This is a genomic window from Ideonella sp. (assembly GCF_036277275.1).
GTDB lineage: Bacteria > Pseudomonadota > Gammaproteobacteria > Burkholderiales > Burkholderiaceae_C > Ideonella.
On record NZ_DASUNH010000117.1, the window covers coordinates 15,345 to 30,774 of the forward strand.

A 15,430-nucleotide genomic window follows, 5' to 3' on the forward strand; every position below is an offset into this window, starting at 1 on the left:
CCGTGATCCACACTCCAGCCATGCCTGTTGTTTCAATCACTCGCAAACGCCGCGTATTGCCAACGCCCGCCCGCATCGGCATCTACGCCTTCCTGTTCACCGCCGCGGCGTTCTTCCTGCTGCCGCTGTATGTGATGCTGGTCACCTCGGTCAAGCCGATGGAGGAGATCCGCCTGGGGCACCTGTTCGGCCTGCCGATGCAGATGACGCTGGAGCCGTGGGCACAGGCGTGGTCCGAGGTCTGCACCGGCTTGCAGTGCGAGGGCATCAAGGGCGGCTTCTGGAACTCGGTGGCGATCGTGCTGCCGAGCACCCTCGTCTCGATCTTCTTCGGCGCGCTCAACGGCTACGCGTTGTCGTTCTGGCGGCCGAAGTTCGGCAACGGCTTGTTCCTCGTGCTGCTGATCGGCGCCTTCGTGCCCTACCAGGTGCTGATGTTCCCGCTGGTGCGTGCGTTCGCTTCGATGTCGCTGTTCGGCACGTTGCCGGGCATCGTGCTGATCCACACGATCTTCGGCATGCCGGTGATGACGCTGCTGTTCCGCAACTACTACAGCACCGTGCCGCGCGAGCTGTTCATGGCCGCACGCATCGACGGCGGCGGCTTCTGGCGCATCTTCGTGCAGTTGATGCTGCCGATGAGCCTGCCGATCATCGTCGTCGCGGTGATCATGCAGGTCACCGGCATCTGGAACGACTTCATCCTCGGCCTCACATTCGCCGGCCGCGAGCACCTGCCGATGACGGTGCAGCTGAACAACGTCATCAACACCACCACCGGCGAGCGGCTCTACAACGTCAACATGGCGGCCACGCTGCTGACCTCGCTGGTGCCACTCGTCATCTACCTCGTGTCCGGCCGCTGGTTCGTGCGCGGCATCGCCGCCGGCGCCGTGAAGGGCTGATTTCCATGTCTTCGGTTTCGATCCAGCAGCTCGGCATCCGAATGGGTGCCGTCAACATCCTCGAACAGCTCGACCTGACAGTGCACGAGGGCGAGTTCCTCGTGCTGCTCGGCCCCTCGGGCTGCGGCAAGAGCACGCTGCTGCACAGCATCGCCGGGCTGATCGATGTGGATGCCGGCAGCATCCACATCGGCGGCAAGGACGTGACCTGGGCCGACCCGAAGGACCGCTCGATCGGCATGGTGTTCCAGTCGTATGCGCTGTACCCGACGATGAACGTTGAGCGCAACATGAGCTTTGGCCTGCGTGTGGCCGGGTTGCCCAAGCAGGAGATCACGAAACGCGTGCAGCGCGCATCGAAGATGCTGCAGCTCGATCCGCTGCTGGCGCGCAAGCCGGCGCAGCTGTCGGGCGGCCAGCGCCAGCGGGTGGCGATCGGTCGCGCGCTGGTGCGGCAGGCCGAGGTGTTCCTGTTCGACGAGCCGCTGAGCAACCTCGACGCGAAGCTGCGCACCGAACTGCGGCGCGAGCTGAAGCAGCTGCACCGCGAACTCGGCGCGACGATGATCTACGTGACCCACGACCAGGTCGAGGCGATGACGCTGGCCAGCCGCGTGGCGGTGATGCGCGGCGGTCGCATCCAGCAGATCGGCGCGCCGGGGGAGGTCTATGCGCGGCCGGCCAACATGTTCGTCGCGGGCTTCCTGGGGAGCCCAAGCATCAATTTTGTTCACGGCCGGCTCGCCGGGGCAGACGCCGCCGGGGCCGCCGTTTTCAGCGCCGGTGCGTTCGAGGCCAGGCTGTCGCGCGAGGTGTTTCTCAACGCGCCACCGGCCGCGGGCGACGCCGTGCTGGGCGTGCGGCCCGAGCACATCACGCTCGCGCCACCGGGCGAAGCGCACCCGCCCGCCGAGGTGACGCTGGTTGAGCCGATGGGCTCGCACCAGGTCGTCTGGCTCGACATGCAGGGCCAGAAGATCGCCGCGATCGTCAACAGCGCCGAGCCGCCGGCGGTCGGCGAACGCGTCGGCGTCGTGATGGATCTGGCCCGCGCGTGCCTGTTCGACCCGAAGACCGAACAGCGCCTGTAGGCCCGACTCGCTCTTATCATCGCCGGCTGCGAACCGGCAAACAGGTTCGCCTTGGCAGGGACGATGTCGACCATCAAGGACGTGGCGCGGCTGGCAGGCGTGGGTGTGGGTACCGCATCGCGCGTGATCAGCGGCAAGGGTTCATTCTCGAAAGACGCGGCCGAACGCGTCGCGGTGGCGGTCAAGCAACTGGGCTTTCGACCGAGCGCGACTGCGCGCGCGCTGTCGCTGCGCAGCACCGGCACGATCGGTGTCTTCGTGCCTGACTTCAAGGGCCCGTACTACGGCCCGCTGCTGCACGCGATCGATACCGAGCTGCGCCAGTACGACCGCCACATGGTGGTGGCCAACGGCTGCGGCCACGACGACCGCCGCCAGCAGGCGCTCGACGGCGTTCGCTTCCTGATCAGCCGCGATTGCGACGGCATCATCATCGCCAGCACGGCGCTGAAGGATGTCGACTTCGTGCAGCTGCGCGACAGCTTCCCGCAACTGGCGGTCGTCAATCGCGACGTCAAGGGCATGCGCAGCAGCTGCTTCACGGTCGATCACCGCGCGGCCGGCAAGCTGGCCGCGCAGACGCTGCTCGACCAGGGCCACCGCACGTTCGCCGTCGTCTCCGGCCCGGCCTCCGCGAGCGACAACCGCCAGCGCCTGCAGGGATTCTTCGAGGCGCTCAATGAAGCCGGCGTCGATGCAACGAAGGTGCCGGTCGAAGAGGGTGACTTCGCCGCGGAGAGCGGCTGGAAGGCGGCCGAACGGCTGCTCGCGGCCGGGCGCCCGTTCACCGCCTTGTTCAGCGCCAACGACCAGATGGCGATGGGCGCGATGAGCTGCCTGGCGCACCGCGGCATCGCCGTGCCGCGCGAGGTCTCGGTGCTCGGCTACGACGACACCGACGTCGCTGCCTTCCTGTCACCGCGCCTGACCAGCGTGCACATCCCCGTCGACGAGATGGGGCTGAACGCCTGCCGCATGCTGCTCAACAGCTGCTACGGCATGACGCTGAGGGTGTCGCGCGAGTTCGAGCCCAGCGTCGTCGCACGCGATTCGATCGTGCGACGCTGACGGCCCGGGCTGCCGGGCCGGCGCGCCATCGCGGCTGCGCGAGCCGCGGCCGGCGGGCGGGCTGGTCTTAGCGCCAGCGCCGGTGCTTCAGCACCACGTGGGTCGCCTGCTCGGTGGCGACGCGTTCGGTGACCGCGTAGCCGAGGGCCGGCAGGTCGAGACCGGTGAACAGTGCCTCGCCCGAGCCCAGCAACTTGGGCGCCAGCGCCAGGTGCATCTCGTCGACCAGGCTTTCGCGCAGGCAGGCCCTCAGCGTCGCGACGCCGCCGCCAAGGCGGATGTCCTTCTCGCCGGCTGAGCGGCGAGCCCGCTCGAGCGCCTCGTGCAGCCCGCCGGTGACGAAGTGGAAGGTCGTGCCGCCGGCCATGTCGACCGGCGCGCGCGCGTGGTGCGTCAGCACGAAGACATCGGTGTGATAGGGCGGGTTGTCACCCCACCAGCCCTTCCATTGCCCGTCGGGCCACGGACCACGCACCGGGCCGAACATGTTGCGCCCCATGACCCATGCGCCGACGTTTTCGAAGCCGCGTCGGGCGAAGGCATCGTCTTCGCCAGTGGTGCCCGGCTCCTTGCCGTACAGCTGCTGGAAAGTGCGGGTCGGGAAGACCCATTCGTGCAGCGACTCGCCGCCGATGCCCAACGGGTTCTGCAGGCTCTGGTCGGGGCCGGCGCCGTAGCCGTCGATCGAAATCGAGAAGGCGTGCACGCGAAGCTTGGTCATGGGTTCTCCGTTGCAGGATCCGGATCAGGAGGCCGTGCCGTCGTACGCCGCCTGCAGCGCCGCAATGTCGAGCTTGACCATCTGCAGCATCGCGTCGCAGGCGCGCTTGGCCTTCACCGGATCGGTGCCGGTCATCAGCTTGTCCAGCACGGCGGGCACGATCTGCCACGACAGGCCGTAGCGATCCTTCAGCCAGCCGCACTGTTCGGTGGTGCCGCCATCGAGCAATGCGTTCCAGTAGCGATCCAGCTCGGCCTGGGTGTCGCAGCTGACGACGAACGAGATGGCGTGGTTGAACGGGTCCAGCGGGCCGGCGCTCATCGCGGTGAAGGCCTGGCCGAACAGCAGGAACTCGACGATCTTCACCGAACCCGGCGGCCCGCTGGGCGACTCGCTGGGCATCGTCGTCACGCGGGTCACGCGCGAATCCGGGAAGATGGTGGCGTAGAAGCGGGCGGCTTCCTCGGCCTCTTTCGCATACCAGAGGAAGGGGGTGATCTTCTGGATCGCCATGGCGGGTCTCCTTTCGGCGGGTGGGGTCAGGGTCGACAAGGGCAGCCGGGAGGGCTGTCATCTTGACGACGAAGAGCCCGGCCGGCAATCGACACGCCGCACCGACATATTTCCGCTCAGTTGGCCGTCGCTGCCCCCTCGGCGCCTGCGCCCTGGCGGCACAGCGCCGCCACCAGGTCGGACTGGGTGAGGATGCCGACCAGCCGCCGCTCGCCGTCGACGACCGGGATGTGGTGGTGGCCGGTGGTCGCGAACAGCGGCACCAGCTCGGCGATCGGCTGGTCGTCGCGGGCCAACTGCACGTCGGTCGTCATGATCTGGCCGACTGCCTCGGCCTTGTCGGTGTGCACGGTGCGGCTCGGGCTCAGCAGAGTCTGCAGCCGGTGCTTCCAGCCGTCGTGCAGGTCGAGTCTCGGGTCGTCCATGAAGTCGGCCAGCGTCACGACGCCGATCACGCGCGACACGCGATCGACGACCGGCAGTGCCTTGATGCGGCGCTGGCGCAGCAGCCGCCAGGCGTCCTGCAGCGGCGTGCCGTAGTCCACCGAGATCGGCTCGCGCGACATGATGTCGGCACAGGTCAGCCGGCCCAATCGGCGGCGGTAGCCCTCGACCTCGGCATCGGCCAGCAGGGCCTGCAGGTCATCGGGGCTGACGTCGAGCACTTGGTTGTAGCGGGCCAGCGCGGCCTGCAGGGCGTTCGCGTCGGTGCGCGGCTCGCCGGTGCCGGGGGGCGACGTCACCGGGCGCTGCCCGTGCGGGTAGCGCCGGCCCGTGAGCGTGTTGTAGGCGATGCCGGCGACGACCAGCAGCACGGCATTCGCCATCACCGGGTAGAGCGCGAAGGCGGGGTCGTGCACACCGCTGAGCACCATCAACAGCGCGCTGGCGCCGCCGGGTGGGTGCAGGCAGCGCAGCGCGAACATCGCGGCGATCGCCAGGGACACCGCCATGCCGGCTGCCCAATCCGATGTGCCCAGCAGGTGCACGCAGGCCACGCCAACCAGCGCGCACAGCGTGTTGCCACCGACGACGGCCCAGGGTTGGGCCATCGGGCTGGCCGGCACGCAGAAGACGAGCACCGCGCTGGCGCCCATCGGAGCCACCAGCCACGCGGCGCTGGCCGCCAGGCCCAGGTGCGGCCCCAGGCCGTGACACAACAGCGCCGTCAGCAGCATGCCGAAAGCCGCACCACCGACGCAGCGCCAGCGCTCACGGGCATTGACCGCCATTCGGCCGGGCAGGAAATCAAGCAACCACGACATTCCCATTTCGCTGTCTTCGGCCCGCGCGCGGGCATGCTGGCAAGGGGCCGGATCGTAGTCGAACGGCTGCCGCCATGCCGACCAGGCAAGGAACGGCGCTTGCCCCGTTGACCAACAACCGGAGCACCGCGATGAATACCAGCACCACTGCTCAAAGCACGGCATCGAGCCATGCCACCCAGGCCGCCGAAGACCCGCAATCGCAGGCCACCGTCGATGTCAGCGACAAGGCGTCGATCGACCGCTGGGCCAAGGCGCTCGGCACCACCGACGAGGCGCTGATGAACGCCGTCAAGTCGGTCGGCACCCGCATCGACAAGATCAAGGACTTCCTCGGCGCCGGCGGCATGGCGGGCAAGCAGTCGGGCGGGTGACTTCGCCGGGCGACAGCGAGACTTCGTTGCTCCGGCACCACGAGGCAGAGGGCACGGCATTCGACGCTCAAGTTCACTTGGGGGGCGCCGACAACCCGACATACAGGATCGTCAGGCCCACCCATGAACATCGGCAACAGCCCCAGCGTCAACATCGCCACCGCGGCCGCATCCCAGGGGCCGGCCGGTGATGCCGTTCAGATCCTCGTGCTGCGCAAGGCGCTGAATACGCAGGCCGCCGGTGCGTTGGCCTTGATCGAGGCGATTCCGCAGCCGCCGCAGCTTGCCACCGAAGGCTCGCTGGGCCGCCACGTCAACACCTACGCCTGAGGACGTCGGCCCGGCGTCACCTGCCGACCGATGGGGCGTTCGTCGGCAAACCCAGCGGCCCTCAGGCCAGTGCGCCGGCCGTGTCCTGCATGCGGGCCGACACTTCGCCCAGGTGGTGCAGCGTGTCGCCGAACTGCATCTCGATCATCGTCAGCCGCTTGAAGTAGTGGCTGGCGATGTACTCGTCGGTGACGCCGATGCCGCCGTGCAGCTGGATGCACTGCTGGCCGACGAAGCGGGCCGCGTTGCCGATCTGCACCTTGGCCTGCGCGATGGCTTGGCGGCGGCGCGGCTCGAGGTCGTTCAGACGCAGCGTCGCGTAGTAGCTCATCGAGCGCGCCAGCTCCAGCTGCATCTTCACGTCGGCGATGCGGTGGCGCAACGCCTGGAAGCTGGACAGCGTGGCATTGAACTGCTTGCGCGTGTTCATGTAGTCGACCGTGATCGTGACCAGCTTGTCCATCACACCCACCGCTTCGGCGCACAGCGCGGCGATGCCGACGTCGACGCCGGCCTGGAGCGCGGCCAAGCCGTCGGCCGTGATGAGCTGCGCCGGCGTGTCGGCCAGCGTCAGCTCGGCGGCGCGGGCACCGTCTTGCGTCGGATAGCCGCGCACGGTGACGCCAGCGGCACCGCGCGACACCAGGAACAGCGCGATACCGGTGTCGTCGTCGTCGCCGCCGCCCAGGTTGGCCGGCACGATGAAGGCATCGGCCTCGTCGCCCGCCGGCACGATGCTCTTCACACCTGTCAGACGGTAGTTGTCGCCCAGCGCCGTGGCCCGCGTGGCGACGCGGTCGAGGTGATAGCGCGCGCCACGTTCCTGGTGGGCCAGCACGACCAGCGCGGAGGCGTCGGCCACCTTGGGCAGCCATTCGACCTGCAGCGCTGCGGGCGCATGGGCCAGCAGCGCTGGGGCCATCAGCGCGCCTTGTGCCAGCGGCGCGTTGACGAGGCCACGGCCCAGTTCTTCCATCACCACCATCGCCTCGACCGGGCCGAAGCCCATGCCACCGTGCGCATCGGGCACCGCGAGCGCGGTCAGGCCCAGTTCGGCCAATTCGTTGTAGACGTCGCGGGTCTTTCCGCCATCCTTGGCGATCGTGTGGCGGCGTTCGAACGCAAAACCCTTGTCGACCCAGCGGGCCACCGCGTCGCGCAGCGAAACCTGGTCATCGGAAAAATCAAAGTCCATGTCAGCGTCCTGTAGTCAATCTGACTGGCGCCCCTTCCCGCTCGGAGGGAAGGGGCTGGGGAAGGGAGCTCGAACTCGGCTCAAAGGGCATCGCGGCTTGCCGCTATGCTCCCAGGACGGTTTGGCTCACGATGTTGCGTTGAACCTCGTTGCTGCCGCCGTAGATCGTGGTCTTGCGGAAGTTGAAGAAGGTGCTGGCCAGCGGCGCGCAGTGCGCGGCCCCGCCGGGCCACAGGCCACCGAGCGCCTGGTCACCCTGCCAGCCGGCTTCCATCGCTTCGAGCATGAAGGGCATCGCGAACGGGCCGGCGGCCTGCATCATCAGCTCGGTGTAACGCTGCTGGATCTCGCTGCCGCGGATCTTCAGCAGGCCGGCGATGTCCAGGCTCTGCTTGCCGCTCTTCTCGGCACTCAGCACGCGCAACACCAGCATCTCCAGTGCGACGACGTCGACCTCGAGCAGCGCGATCTGGTCGCGAAAGCGCGTGTCGTCGTAGACACCTTCGGTCTTCGCGATGCGCTTCAGGCGTTCCAGCTCGCGCTTGGCGCGGTTGACGTCGGCGATGTTGGTGCGCTCGTGCGCGAGCAGGTGCTTCGCGTAGGTCCAACCCTTGTTCTCTTCGCCGATCAGGTTCTCTGCCGGCACCTCGACGTTGTCGAAGAAGACCTCGTTCACCTCGTGCTCGCCGTCGAGCATGATGATCGGCCGCACCGTGACGCCGGGCGACTTCATGTCGATCAGCAGGAACGAGATGCCGGTCTGCGGCTTGCCTTCGGTGCTGGTGCGTACCAGACAGAAGATCCATTCGCCGTACTGGCCCAGCGTGGTCCAGGTCTTCTGGCCATTGACGATGTACTTGTCGCCCTGGCGTTCGGCACGGGTCTTGACCGAGGCCAGGTCCGAGCCCGAACCCGGCTCCGAGTAGCCCTGGCTCCACCACACCTCGCCCGACGCGATGCCGGGCAGGAAGCGCCGTTGCTGCTCGGGTGAGCCGAAGGCCATGATGACAGGCGCCACCATCACCGGGCCGAAGGGCACGATGCGCGGGCCGCCGGCCAGTGCGCATTCTTCTTCGAACAGGTGCTTTTGCACCGCGTTCCAACCCGGGCCGCCGAACTGCTTGGGCCAGCCATAGCCCAGCCAGCCCTTGGCGCCGAGGATCCTGGCCCAGCGCTGCATGTCGTCGCGCGACAGCCGCAGCGAATTGAGCACCTTGTGGCTCAGGTCGGCCGGCAGGTTGGTGCGCACCCAGTCGCGCACTTCGTGGCGGAACGCCTGTTCGTCCGGCGTGAGGTTCAGGTCCATCGCGGCTTGTCTCCAGAGGCTAAGGACTTTTCGGCGGCCGGCAGCACCGTTGCTGCGCGACGGGAAAGCCTACGCCGATTGCGTCAACAAGGGTTCTAGCACGATCGTGCTATTTCCCCTTGTCCCCCTGGCGACAAACCCCAGGCCGGGGCGGTACGGAGTTACTCCACCCGGCGCACCCGGGCCGTGCGGTTGGACTTCTCGAACTCGAGGTAGAACACCCCGAGCGTGCCGCGGCGGATCGTCACCTTCGGGTTGGTGACGCTCAGCGCTGCCGTGCTGTCGTCGGCGATCTGCCAGACCTGGCCGTTGGCCAGCCTGATGCGGTCCTTCGGGCCCCAGCCGTCGAAGCGGCCTTCGATGCTGCTGTCGATCGACTCGATCAGCGAGCGCGCGGCCTTGGCCTCCAGGCCAAATCTGGTCGAATCGGGCGCCGTTGGCGCGGCGGCCGGTCCGGCAGTGGTCGTTGCAGTGGCGGCTGCCGGCGTCCCGGGGGCTGGCAGCGGCAATGCGTCGTAGCAGGCCAGGCGCTGGGCAGCGTCGGTGATCGCGCGGCAAGCTTGCAAGGAAGGGGCGTTCTGGGCCAGGACGGGGCCGGCGGCGAGCGCCAGCGACAAAAGGACGAGGTGTCTCATCGGTCTTCGAATTCTCGATGGGTCGGGAACGCGACGGTATCGCAGCCGGGGCCCCCGGGCGTCTTCAAGGCTTCTTTTCGAGCCGCATCGTGTCGCCGTCGCGCCGCATGTTGAAGCGCGACAGGAAGTTGTTGCCCAGCAGGATGTAGGGCATGTCGGCCTGCACCACGCCAGCGCTGAGGTTGTAGACCTCGACATCGCCGATGCGCACCGAGTTCAGGTTGACCTCGTACATCGGCACGCTGCCGCCGGCGGTGCTGGCCATGCCGCGGCGGCCGCCGTCATAGCGCAGGCCCAGGCGCTGGGCTTCGGCCATGCCCATCGCGATCGTTGTCGCGCCGGTGTCGACCATGAAATTGGCGCTCTTGCCGTTGATCGAGCCGTTGGCCATGAAGTGGCCGCCAGGGCCGGCTGGCAGCACGATGGCACTGCCGCCGCCACCGGATCCACCCCCGCCCAGGCTGACGGGCGAGGCGCCCAGCCGCACCGAGAAAGGCTTGCCGCCGATCAGCACCACCGCCTCGTCGGTGCCGATGCTGCGCAGCGTGACGCCACCGACCGTCTGGCCGATCGCCACGGTGCGCATCTGGCCGTCGATGACCAGGAGGGCTTTCGAGCTGCCCAGCGTGCCCGACAGCAGCACGCTCTGGGCCCGTGCGGGTGCCACGAGCCACGGGGCCAACACCAGGGCGGACAGGCTCAGGGCGAGGCGGCGGCGCGGCAGGTGGGGCATGAGAGGCAGATCAGTCGCGGAAGTTGTTGAAGGAAAGCGGCACGTCGGCCACCTCCTTGCGCAGCAAGGCCATCGCGGCTTGCAGCTCGTCCTTCTTGGCGCCGGTGACACGCACCGCATCGCCCTGGATGGCCGCCTGCACCTTCATCTTGCTTTGCTTGACCAGCGATTGGATCTTCTTCGCCGTCTCGCTGTCGATGCCGGCTTTCACGGGGACGACCAGTTTCAGCTTGTCGCCGCCGAGTTTCTCGGGCTTGGCCGTGAGGTCGAGGAAGCGCACGTCGACGTTGCGCTTGCTGAGCTTGGCCATCAGCACGTCTTTGACCTGGCTCAACTGGAAGTCGCTGTCGGCGAACAGCGTGAGCGTCTTGTCCTTGCCTTTGTCGGCCAGCTCGATCCGGGCATCCGAGCCCTTGAAGTCGAAGCGGGTGCCGATTTCCTTGTTGGCTTGTTCGGTGGCATTGCGCAATTCCACCAAATTGGGTTCGAGAACGGTGTCGAAGCTGGGCATGGTCTGGCTGGGGGAAACTGAGGCGGAGGAAGGCCCATGAGCCTGGCGGGGCGGTGAACGACGACCGCCGGCGGCCGGCGCAGCGGTTGCGCAAGCCGATCGGTGAAAATTCTGCCATGCAGGACCCTTCCACGGCGATCACCGTCGAGCATGATGCGCCTTTGCGCCAGCACAACACCTTCGGCCTGCCGGCAACGGCGCGGCGGCTGGTGCGCATCACCAGCGAGGCAGACGTGCGCCGGGTGCTGGCCCACCCCGAACTGGGCCGGGCGCCGAAGTTCGTGCTCGGCGGCGGCAGCAACGTCATCCTGACGCGCGACATGCCCGAGCTGGTGCTGAAGGTCGAGGTACGCGGCATGCGCTGCCTGGCCGAGGCCGCTGATTCGGTGGTCGTCGAGGCCGGCGCCGGCGAGCGCTGGCATGACCTGGTCGCCTGGACGCTCGGCCAGGGCTGGCCCGGGCTCGAGAACCTCGCGCTGATCCCCGGCACCGTGGGCGCGGCGCCGGTGCAGAACATCGGGGCCTACGGGCTGGAGCTGCAAGACCGCTTCGAATCGCTGGACACGGTCGATCTGGTCACCGGTCGCACGGTGACGCTGAACGCCGCGCAGTGCAAATTCGGTTACCGCGACAGCCTGTTCAAGGGCGGTCTGGCCGGCAAGAGCGTGATCACCCGAGTTCGCCTGCGCCTGCCCAGGCCCTGGCAGCCGGTGCTGGGCTACCTCGACCTCGAGCGCAAGATGACCGAGACCGGCAACCGCGCGCCGGACGCCCGCACGGTTTTCGACTGGGTCTGCGCCATCCGCCGCGCGAAGCTGCCGGACCCGGCCGAGATCGGCAACGTCGGCAGCTTCTTCAAGAATCCGCTGGTCACGGCCGAGCAGTGCCGCGACATCATTGCCCGCGACCCACACGTCGTGCACTACCCGATGGACGACGGCCAGTTCAAGCTCGCCGCCGGCTGGCTGATCGACGCCTGCGGCTGGAAGGGCAAGGCCATCGGCCACGCCGGTGTCTACGAGAAGCAGGCCCTGGTGTTGGTCAACAAGGGCGGCGCGATCGGCTCCGAGGTCGTCACGCTGGCCAAGGCGATCCAGGAGAGCGTCTATGGGCGCTTTGGCATCCGGCTGGAGCCGGAACCGCTGATCGTGTAGGCCGCTGCATTGGCGTCAGGAGCGGCGTCAGCCGATAAAGCCGATGCGCCGGCACAGCTTCTCGGCGGTGGCCCAGGCCCGGTGCAGCTCGACGATGGCCGCCTCGGCGTCCTGCGTGGCCCACGGCGTGGCGCGGTGCTCGATCGACTCGGCCAGGGCGGCCAGGGCCTGGAAGCCCAGCAACTGTGCGGCTCCTTTGAAGCGGTGCGCGAGCGCCGGCACTTCCTGGTCGAGCTGCGCCAAGCCGGCCAGCAGGCTCGCGTAGATCTGGTTGTCGTCGGCGAAAAAGCTGGTCACCAGCGGGCGCACGCCGGCGGGCGTCAACAGCCCGCAGAGCTCGCCGAAGCTGGCCAGCTCGAGGGCCGGCAAGGGGCCCGAAGGAGCGGCCGGCGCGGTGCGGCTGCGGGCCGGGTCATCCATTCGCGCCGGTGAGGGCGCTGGCGGCACAGGGGCGTGCGGTGGTGCGCCGCCTTCGCCGAACAGGTCGAGCAGCAGCGCTTCCAGCTCGGGCACCATGAAGGGCTTGGTCAGGTGGCCATCGACGCCTGCCTCGTGCATGCGCTCACGGGTGGTCTCGAAGGCGTCGGCCGTCACGGCGACGATCTTCACCTCGCCCAGCGGTGCCGGCTTGGCGCGCAGCGCGCGCGTGGCGCTCAGGCCGTCCATCACCGGCATGTGCACGTCCATCAGCACCAGATCGGGCGGCGCGCGCTCGGCCTCGGCCACCGCGGCGGCCCCGTTGTCGGCAAAGCGCACCTTGTGGCCGGCGCGTTCGAGCAGCGTGCCCACGTACTGGCGGTTGATCGAATGGTCCTCGGCGACCAGCACGTCCAGCGGACGCGGCAGGTGCCGCGTCTGCTTGGCCGGCGCAGACTCGGCTGGCGCCGCAGGCTCGGGGCATTCGGCCAGCACCGACAAGGGCAGCTCGAGGCTGAATTCGCTGCCTTCGTGGGGCCGGCTTTCGACGTGGATGTCGCCGCCCATCAACCGCGCCAGCCCACGCGAGATCTCCAGCCCCAGGCCGGTGCCGCCGTGGGCACGCGTCACGCTGGCGTCGGCCTGCATGAAACGCTCGAACAGGTGACCGCGGGTGTCGGCGTCGATACCGATGCCGGTGTCGCGCACCCGAAAGGCCAGCCACTGCTGGCCGGGCAGTGCGGCGAGTGCGGCGGGCCTGGGCGCTACTGGCGCCACCCGCAGCGCCACCTCGCCCGCGTCGGTGAACTTGATGGCGTTGGACAGCAGGTTGAACAGCACCTGCTTGAGACGGGTGCCGTCGGCCATCACGGCATCTGGCACTGCCGGGTCGATCTCGACCGCCAGGCTCAGGCCCTTGGCTTCTGCGGCTGGCGTCATCACGGTCTGTACCGCCTGGACCAGCGTAGCGAGGTCGACAGGCGCCAGATGCAAGGTCAGGCGGCCGTGTTCCAGCCGCGACACATCGAGGATGTCGTTCAGCAGCGCCAGCAGGTGCTCGGTGGATTCGCGCGCCGTGCGCAGCGAGCGCCGCTGGTCAGCGTCGAGGCGGCTGTCGTCGAGCAGGCTCAGCATGCCCAGCACGCCGTTGAACGGCGTGCGCAGCTCATGGCTCATGTTGGCCAGGAAGACACTCTTGCTTTCGTTGGCCACCTCGGCCGCAGCGCGTGCCGTGTCCAGCCCGTGGGCCAGCTCGGCCAGCTCGGCCTGCCGGCGCGACGCGGCGCGCAGCTGTTGCATCAGCAGCAAGGCAAAGCCGACGGTGGCCAGCGCCTGCAGCAGCGTCAGGGCCAGCGTGGTGCGCCGGTGTTCGTGCAGCGCGCGATCGCGCTGCTCGCCGCGCCGCACCGTCAGCTGGCTGGACATCAGCGACAGTTCGTGGACCGGCATCGTCAACCCGTCCAGGTCGGCCTGAAGCCAGGCCACGTCGGCCGGCGTCAGTGGTGAGCTGACCTGGTCGGACAACAGCGGATCGGCCCGTTTGACGAAGGCGTTCAGCCGCGCCAGCGTGGCCAGGTGCTGCGGGGTGCCGGGCAGTTCGGCATGGACCTGCTGCGGGTCGACCAACGTGATGCGGCTGACGAAGAGCTCGTAGCGCTCGCGCAGGCGCGCCGCCTGTTCGACCGGTGCCGGCCGGTCGCTGGGCAAGCTGCGCAAGGCGTCCTGCAGCGCGCGGAATTCGGATTCGAGCTGGAAGAAGCTCCAGGTGATGTTGTTGTCGGCCAAGGTGGATGCTCGGCCGATGAGTCCGTCGAGCCGGGTTTGCAGCCAGGCCGTGCCCAGCAGCATGCCGACCAGCACCCCGCCGACGCCCCAGACCAGGCGGCGCGCCGCCCATCGGCGCCAACGGGCAAACAAGCCGGGTTCGACGTCAGCCATGGACGCGTGTGGCGACGCGGTGACCGCGATGCCCGCAGGCCCGCGCCAGGATCGGCCGACGGGCAGCGCCGTTCACGGTTGCACGATCAGGCTGCGCAATTGCCAGGCCGCGCGGGCGTAATAACGGTCCGAGCGCAACCGCGCGTCGCTGTCGAAGGGGTAGACGATGAACAGCGGGCCCTTGTCGCGCACGCGCATCGGCTCGCCGTTGTGCAGGCGGGCGAGCACCACGTCGTACCGGGTTGTGTCTTCGCTGGGGATTTCGCAGCGGTAGTCGTTCAGCGCCACGGCGATCAGCAGCTTGCCCGCGGCGCCGGCCTGCGCGAGCACGTCGCGCAGCAACGGGCCGGTGAATGTCTGCGCGCCCTGGTGCCAGGGGGTGTGGGTGACGAGCTGGCGCTGCGGCAACGCGGCCAGCATGTCGAGATCGAAGTCGGCTCGACCGGGGGTGTTGCGGCGGGTGATCTGGCCGCTGATCGACAAGACGACCTTGCCTTGCGGCGCAGCCAGCGGTGGTGGTGCCCCGGTGTCGGCGGCGCGCGCCGCCCCGCAGGCCAGCAGACCCACCAGGCATCGACGGCGGCTCAGCAAGAGGTGGCGCATGGCGTGAACCGGAAAAAAAACAGGCGATGCGGCAAGCCCCGCACCATGGAACGGCGTCGAAGAATTCTAGGCGGCGCGCGGTGGCGAATGCGGTGGCGCCGCGCAGGGCGGGGCATTGCCGCCTGCGTGCAGGCTGCCGAGCGCCTTTTGCAGCACGCGGGCATCGTTGCTCGCGCGATGGCGGTCGATGCGCAGGCCGGCCCGGGCTCGTGCACAGGCAACATCCCAGCGTTCGATCTGTTGTTCGTTCAGCAGCTCGCGCAGGTGGCGCAGGCGGAAGGCCGGTGTCAGCTCGGCACTGTCGTACAGCCGGGCCAGCCAGGCGAAGTCATGGGCCCAGTTGTCGCAGTAGACGCTGCAGCCGCCGAGGTGTTCGTTCAGCAGCGCGGCCACCTCCGTCGTGGGCCGGCCATGGCGCAGCAGCAGTTCGCGCGTCAGGCCATGCAGGCGTTCGGCGTTGCAGTCCCAGTGGGTCCAGTCGTCGAGTGGGCGGACCAGCGTGCAACGGGCAAAGCCGTCGGGCAGCACGAAGCCGACCTCGATCGGGTAGCTGCCGCGGCCGAAGCCCGAGGCCTCGATGTCGATCACGCAGGGCAAGGTCGTCATCGTCGAAGGCGGTGCGTCTCTCAAGGAAGCGAAGGCATGCAGGCCCCCTGCGTCCGAATGTAGCG

17 protein-coding genes are annotated in these 15,430 nt (G+C 68.5%); 6 read left to right on the top strand and 11 right to left on the bottom strand.

Translation table 11 applies throughout. The features are described from left to right. Positions 1 to 5: 5 nt before the first annotated feature. From VFY73_RS19665 to VFY73_RS19675, 3 genes are all read left to right on the top strand, one after another. Positions 6 to 905 (top strand): carbohydrate ABC transporter permease, encoded by a 900-nt coding sequence (locus tag VFY73_RS19665; protein WP_414654494.1) that lies wholly within the window; start codon positions 6 to 8, stop codon positions 903 to 905. Positions 906 to 910: 5 nt separating this feature from the next. Next, complete coding sequence (locus VFY73_RS19670) at positions 911 to 1,996, top strand: ABC transporter ATP-binding protein (protein ID WP_329721938.1); 1,086 nt, start codon at positions 911 to 913, stop codon at positions 1,994 to 1,996. A gap of 63 nt (positions 1,997 to 2,059) precedes the next feature. Beyond that, positions 2,060 to 3,064: a LacI family DNA-binding transcriptional regulator gene (locus VFY73_RS19675; RefSeq protein ID WP_329721940.1), complete on the top strand. Its 1,005-nt coding sequence runs from the start codon at positions 2,060 to 2,062 to the stop codon at positions 3,062 to 3,064. A 67-nt stretch (positions 3,065 to 3,131) separates the two neighbouring features. Here the strand turns inward: VFY73_RS19675 and VFY73_RS19680 are convergent, their stop codons facing one another. The 3 genes from VFY73_RS19680 to VFY73_RS19690 all read right to left on the bottom strand — a co-directional run bounded on the left by VFY73_RS19680 (position 3,132) and on the right by VFY73_RS19690 (position 5,563). Beyond that, entirely contained in the window at positions 3,132 to 3,785 is a 654-nt protein-coding gene (locus VFY73_RS19680; protein ID WP_329721942.1) for a dihydrofolate reductase family protein, read from the bottom strand. Between the two features lie 24 nt (positions 3,786 to 3,809). Beyond that, positions 3,810 to 4,298, bottom strand: a complete 489-nt coding sequence (locus VFY73_RS19685) for a VOC family protein (RefSeq protein ID WP_329721944.1) — start codon at positions 4,296 to 4,298, stop codon at positions 3,810 to 3,812. A 116-nt stretch (positions 4,299 to 4,414) separates the two neighbouring features. Continuing rightward, positions 4,415 to 5,563 carry an HPP family protein gene (locus VFY73_RS19690; RefSeq protein WP_329721946.1) on the bottom strand — a complete coding sequence of 383 codons (1,149 nt, stop codon included), beginning with the start codon at positions 5,561 to 5,563 and terminating at the stop codon, positions 4,415 to 4,417. A 131-nt stretch (positions 5,564 to 5,694) separates the two neighbouring features. Here VFY73_RS19690 and VFY73_RS19695 point away from each other — a divergent pair, with 131 nt between their 5' ends. Together VFY73_RS19695 and VFY73_RS19700 are read left to right on the top strand one after the other, a co-directional pair. Then, positions 5,695 to 5,937 carry a DUF3606 domain-containing protein gene (locus VFY73_RS19695; protein WP_329721948.1) on the top strand — a complete coding sequence of 81 codons (243 nt, stop codon included), beginning with the start codon at positions 5,695 to 5,697 and terminating at the stop codon, positions 5,935 to 5,937. A 123-nt stretch (positions 5,938 to 6,060) separates the two neighbouring features. After that, entirely contained in the window at positions 6,061 to 6,267 is a 207-nt protein-coding gene (locus tag VFY73_RS19700) for a YjfB family protein (RefSeq protein ID WP_329721950.1), read from the top strand. A gap of 61 nt (positions 6,268 to 6,328) precedes the next feature. Here the strand turns inward: VFY73_RS19700 and VFY73_RS19705 are convergent, their stop codons facing one another. The 5 genes from VFY73_RS19705 to VFY73_RS19725 form a co-directional block, all read right to left on the bottom strand. Beyond that, entirely contained in the window at positions 6,329 to 7,462 is a 1,134-nt protein-coding gene (locus VFY73_RS19705; protein WP_329721952.1) for an acyl-CoA dehydrogenase family protein, read from the bottom strand. Between the two features lie 103 nt (positions 7,463 to 7,565). After that, positions 7,566 to 8,768: an acyl-CoA dehydrogenase family protein gene (locus tag VFY73_RS19710; RefSeq protein WP_329721954.1), complete on the bottom strand. Its 1,203-nt coding sequence runs from the start codon at positions 8,766 to 8,768 to the stop codon at positions 7,566 to 7,568. A gap of 161 nt (positions 8,769 to 8,929) precedes the next feature. Beyond that, the gene (locus VFY73_RS19715; RefSeq protein WP_329721956.1) at positions 8,930 to 9,403 is read right to left on the bottom strand and encodes a hypothetical protein; all 474 of its coding nucleotides are present in this window, start codon (positions 9,401 to 9,403) and stop codon (positions 8,930 to 8,932) included. 64 nt (positions 9,404 to 9,467) lie between these two features. Further along, the gene (locus tag VFY73_RS19720; protein WP_329721958.1) at positions 9,468 to 10,136 is read right to left on the bottom strand and encodes a retropepsin-like aspartic protease; all 669 of its coding nucleotides are present in this window, start codon (positions 10,134 to 10,136) and stop codon (positions 9,468 to 9,470) included. A gap of 10 nt (positions 10,137 to 10,146) precedes the next feature. Further along, positions 10,147 to 10,647, bottom strand: coding sequence for a YajQ family cyclic di-GMP-binding protein (locus VFY73_RS19725; protein ID WP_329721959.1), 501 nt, complete (start codon positions 10,645 to 10,647; stop codon positions 10,147 to 10,149). A 116-nt stretch (positions 10,648 to 10,763) separates the two neighbouring features. Here VFY73_RS19725 and murB point away from each other — a divergent pair, with 116 nt between their 5' ends. After that, on the top strand, positions 10,764 to 11,801 hold the full coding sequence (gene murB / locus VFY73_RS19730; RefSeq protein WP_329721961.1) for a UDP-N-acetylmuramate dehydrogenase: 1,038 nt from the start codon (positions 10,764 to 10,766) through the stop codon (positions 11,799 to 11,801). Positions 11,802 to 11,828: 27 nt separating this feature from the next. Here murB and VFY73_RS19735 read toward each other — a convergent pair whose 3' ends face one another. The 3 genes from VFY73_RS19735 to VFY73_RS19745 form a co-directional block, all read right to left on the bottom strand. Then, positions 11,829 to 14,156 carry an ATP-binding protein gene (locus VFY73_RS19735; RefSeq protein WP_329721963.1) on the bottom strand — a complete coding sequence of 776 codons (2,328 nt, stop codon included), beginning with the start codon at positions 14,154 to 14,156 and terminating at the stop codon, positions 11,829 to 11,831. A 72-nt stretch (positions 14,157 to 14,228) separates the two neighbouring features. Further along, positions 14,229 to 14,759 (bottom strand): molybdopterin-dependent oxidoreductase, encoded by a 531-nt coding sequence (locus VFY73_RS19740; RefSeq protein WP_329721965.1) that lies wholly within the window; start codon positions 14,757 to 14,759, stop codon positions 14,229 to 14,231. A 66-nt stretch (positions 14,760 to 14,825) separates the two neighbouring features. Continuing rightward, positions 14,826 to 15,365, bottom strand: coding sequence for a hypothetical protein (locus VFY73_RS19745; RefSeq protein WP_329721967.1), 540 nt, complete (start codon positions 15,363 to 15,365; stop codon positions 14,826 to 14,828). Positions 15,366 to 15,430: the final 65 nt, after the last annotated feature.